The organism is Vibrio sp. V03_P4A6T147 (assembly GCF_002241085.1).
In the GTDB taxonomy this organism is placed as follows: Bacteria; Pseudomonadota; Gammaproteobacteria; order Enterobacterales; family Vibrionaceae; genus Vibrio; species Vibrio anguillarum.
Window position 1 is genome coordinate 1 of the sequence record NZ_NDIO01000317.1, and the last position, 4,006, is coordinate 4,006.

A 4,006-nucleotide genomic window follows, 5' to 3' on the forward strand; every position below is an offset into this window, starting at 1 on the left:
GTTATGGAGCTAGTATGAGCGAAACGGCTACTACCAATAAAGAAACTCGTGGTTTTCAATCTGAAGTCAAACAGTTACTTCATCTTATGATTCACTCTCTTTATTCCAATAAAGAGATCTTCCTTCGCGAATTAATTTCAAATGCCTCTGATGCTGCGGATAAACTTCGTTTTCAAGCGTTGTCTAATGCCGATTTATATCAAGGTGATGCCAACTTAGGCGTTAAATTATCGTTTGATACCCAAGCGAATACGCTGACCATTTCAGATAACGGTATTGGTATGAGCCGCGAAGATGTCATTGAACATCTAGGTACGATTGCAAAATCCGGCACAGCGGAGTTTTTCTCTAAACTATCCCAAGATCAATCTAAAGACTCTCAGCTTATCGGTCAGTTTGGGGTGGGTTTTTACTCGGCCTTCATCGTCGCTGATGCGGTCACTGTAAGAACTCGCGCTGCGGGTTTACCCGCTAACGAAGCGGTTCAATGGTATTCACAAGGTGAAGGTGAATATACAGTAGAAAGCATTAATAAAGAGTCTCGTGGAACCGATATCATTTTGCACATGCGAGAGGAAGGCAAAGAGTTCCTTTCTGAATGGCGTCTGCGTGATGTGATTTCTAAATATTCAGACCACATTGGAATTCCAGTTTCTATCCAAACCAAAGTTCGTGATGACGAAGGTAACGAGACTGAAGAGACCCAGTGGGAACAAATCAACAAAGCACAGGCGTTGTGGACGCGTTCTAAGTCAGAAATCAGTGATGAAGAGTATCAAGAGTTCTATAAGCACGTTTCCCATGATTATGCTGACCCACTGGTGTGGAGCCATAACCGTGTAGAAGGTAAAAACGATTATACCAGCCTACTTTATATTCCAGCGAAAGCACCTTGGGATATGATGAATCGCGATCATAAATCAGGCTTGAAACTTTATGTTCAGCGTGTATTTATCATGGATGATGCTGCGCAATTTATGCCGTCCTACTTGCGCTTTGTACGTGGCTTAATCGACTCAAACGATTTACCGCTCAATGTGTCACGCGAGATTTTACAAGATAACAAGGTGACTCAATCATTGCGTAATGCTTGTACCAAGCGTGTATTGACTATGCTTGAACGTATGGCGAGCAATGATGCTGATAAATATCAAACCTTCTGGAAAGAGTTTGGTTTGGTGCTTAAAGAGGGGCCTGCAGAAGATTTTGCTAATAAAGAGAAGATCGCCAGCCTATTGCGCTTCGCCTCGACCGAGGTTGACTCAGCAGAGCAAACGGTTAGTTTAGCGGCTTATGTTGAACGGATGAAAGAGGGGCAGGATAAAATCTACTACCTCACCGCCGATAGCTATGCAGCGGCCAAAAATAGCCCGCATCTAGAGCAGTTTAAAGCCAAAGGTATCGAAGTTATTTTAATGTTTGATCGCATTGATGAGTGGTTGATGAACTACCTCACTGAGTTTGATGGAAAAATGTTCCAATCCATCACCAAAGCAGGGCTAGATCTGAGCCAGTTCGAAGATGAAGCGGAAAAAGAGAAGCATAAAGAGACTGAAGAAGAGTTTAAATCGGTGGTTGAACGTACGAAGCAGTACCTTGGCGATCGTGTCAAAGAGGTTCGAACTACCTTTAAACTGGCAAGTACTCCTGCGGTTGTTGTGACCGACGATTATGAGATGGGTACGCAGATGGCAAAATTGCTTGCTGCGGCTGGTCAACCGGTACCAGAGGTGAAGTATATTTTGGAACTTAACCCTGAACATGCGTTAGTGAAACGGATGGCCGATGAAGCGGATGAGCAAGTATTTGGTCGCTGGGTTGAAGTTTTACTAGGTCAAGCGACGCTCGCTGAGCGTGGTTCGATGGAAGATCCGTCACAATTCTTAACCGCAATTAATCAGCTTTTGACTAAGGTTGAATAGCTAACTGGCTAACCAAAAGCTCGCAACTGCGAGCTTTTTGCTTTGAATAGCGATTCTCTGCTGAGAACGAGCGATATTTTAGGTAAACTTGCAGCGAACATCCGGCCAAGATTATATTCTTTAGTCTTAATCTGGTTAGTCGCTTAAATTTGTATGTTAGAATGCATCGCTTGAATGCGATCGGTAAGCTGTGTATGTTGCTTGCCGAATTATTATTCACTCATCTCATTACCGTTATACCGAAACTTACCGTTGGTTTTAAGTCTCATCTGGTTGTGAGCTTCGGTATAAATCATAATTTTCTAAAGAGGATTAAACATGCGCATCATTCTTCTAGGTGCTCCCGGTGCAGGTAAAGGCACTCAAGCTCAATTCATCATGGAGAAGTACGGTATTCCACAAATCTCTACTGGTGATATGTTACGTGCTGCGATTAAAGCAGGTACTGAACTTGGCAAAAAAGCGAAATCAGTGATTGATGCTGGTCAACTTGTTTCTGATGAAATCATCCTTGGCTTAATCAAAGAACGCATCACCCAAGCCGATTGTGAAAAGGGCTTTTTACTCGATGGTTTTCCTCGCACGATTCCTCAAGCTGATGGCTTAAAAGCAATGGGTATTAATGTTGACTATGTGATTGAGTTTGATGTTGCCGATGACGTTATTGTTGAGCGTATGGCGGGACGTCGTGCTCACTTGGCTTCTGGTCGTACCTACCACGCCATTTACAACCCGCCAAAAGTGGAAGGTAAAGATGACGTAACAGGTGAAGATCTTGTCGTTCGTGATGATGACAAAGAAGAAACCGTTCGTGCTCGTTTAGGTGTTTACCACGAGCAAACAGCGCCACTGATCACTTACTACGGTAAAGAAGCACAAATGGGTAATACGAAATACCTAAAATTTGATGGCACTAAGCCAGTTGCTCAAGTTAGCGCTGATATTGAGAAAGCATTAGCATAATTGGCTCAGTATAGGCTTGTTAACTTTGTTATAGTGGAAGCGACCTAAAGGTCGCTTTTTTTATGAACTTTCCTGCCGCGAATTCGTACTCAATAATTAACAATGAAATGGATGAATGGAAGTAATGCAAAATAATCAAAAACAGGGTGTGCTATTGGTTAACTTGGGAACGCCGAGTGAACCGACGGCATCGGCAGTAAAACGATTTTTAAGCCAATTTTTACATGACCAACGTGTGGTTGATATGAGTCGTTGGATCTGGTGTCCATTATTACATGGTGTGATTCTTCCGCTGCGAGCCCCCAAGGTTGCTAAGTTATATCAATCTGTCTGGATGGAAGAAGGCTCTCCTTTGATGGTGTACTCTAAACGCCAAGTGCAAGCGTTAGAACAGTATCTCGGTACACCAGTGGAACTTGGTATGACCTATGGTTCACCAAGCCTTTTAGAGGGTATCAACACATTATTGGAGCGTGGTGTTGAAGAGATTGTGGTGCTGCCTCTGTACCCTCAATATTCTGGTACTACTACGGCTGCCGTGTTTGATGGCCTTGCCAAAGCGATGAAACGTATCCCTGTGACGCCCAATTTACGTTTTATTCGTGATTATCATAATCACCCTGCTTATATACGATCTTTGGCGAGTAAAGTCCGTGACTCTTGGCAACGTAACGGGCAAGGTGACTATTTGCTTTGTTCCTACCACGGTATCCCTAAGCGATACGCCGATAACGGTGATATCTACCCACAGCATTGCCAAAAAACCACAGAACTTTTGGCACAAGAGCTTGGTTTGAATGCTGACCAAATCGGCATGACCTACCAGTCTATTTTTGGACGTGAAGAGTGGCTACAGCCTTATACGGATAAAACATTAGAGGCTCTGCCAAGCCGCGGTATTAAAAAGTTGGATATCATCACACCCGCCTTCTCGGTGGATTGTTTAGAAACCCTAGAAGAGATAGCTGAGCAAGGTAAAGAAACTTTTATTCACGCTGGTGGAGAATTGTTTACCTACATTGAGTGCCTAAATGATTCGGCAATGCATATAGAAATGATGGCTTCCTTAGTTAAGCGTTGATGAGTTGAATTCTTTTCTGGTACAAAAACGGTCACTATAG

3 protein-coding genes are annotated in these 4,006 nt (G+C 43.3%); all 3 read left to right on the forward strand.

The window, feature by feature from the left end; translation table 11 throughout:
- Positions 1 to 14: 14 nt before the first annotated feature.
- The gene (gene htpG / locus B9J84_RS12420; RefSeq protein WP_013857307.1) at positions 15 to 1,922 is read left to right on the forward strand and encodes a molecular chaperone HtpG; all 1,908 of its coding nucleotides are present in this window, start codon (positions 15 to 17) and stop codon (positions 1,920 to 1,922) included.
- A 318-nt stretch (positions 1,923 to 2,240) separates the two neighbouring features.
- Positions 2,241 to 2,885, forward strand: coding sequence for an adenylate kinase (gene adk, locus B9J84_RS12425; protein WP_013857306.1), 645 nt, complete (start codon positions 2,241 to 2,243; stop codon positions 2,883 to 2,885).
- A gap of 115 nt (positions 2,886 to 3,000) precedes the next feature.
- Positions 3,001 to 3,966: a ferrochelatase gene (gene hemH / locus B9J84_RS12430; RefSeq protein ID WP_019280865.1), complete on the forward strand. Its 966-nt coding sequence runs from the start codon at positions 3,001 to 3,003 to the stop codon at positions 3,964 to 3,966.
- The last annotated feature ends 40 nt before the right edge of the window (positions 3,967 to 4,006 follow it).

Coding starts and splice junctions, on each gene's coding strand:
- htpG (WP_013857307.1), top strand. CDS start 15: ATGAGCGAAACGGCTACTACCAATAAAGAAACTCGTGGTTTTCAATCT.
- adk (WP_013857306.1), top strand. CDS start 2,241: ATGCGCATCATTCTTCTAGGTGCTCCCGGTGCAGGTAAAGGCACTCAA.
- hemH (WP_019280865.1), top strand. CDS start 3,001: ATGGAAGTAATGCAAAATAATCAAAAACAGGGTGTGCTATTGGTTAAC.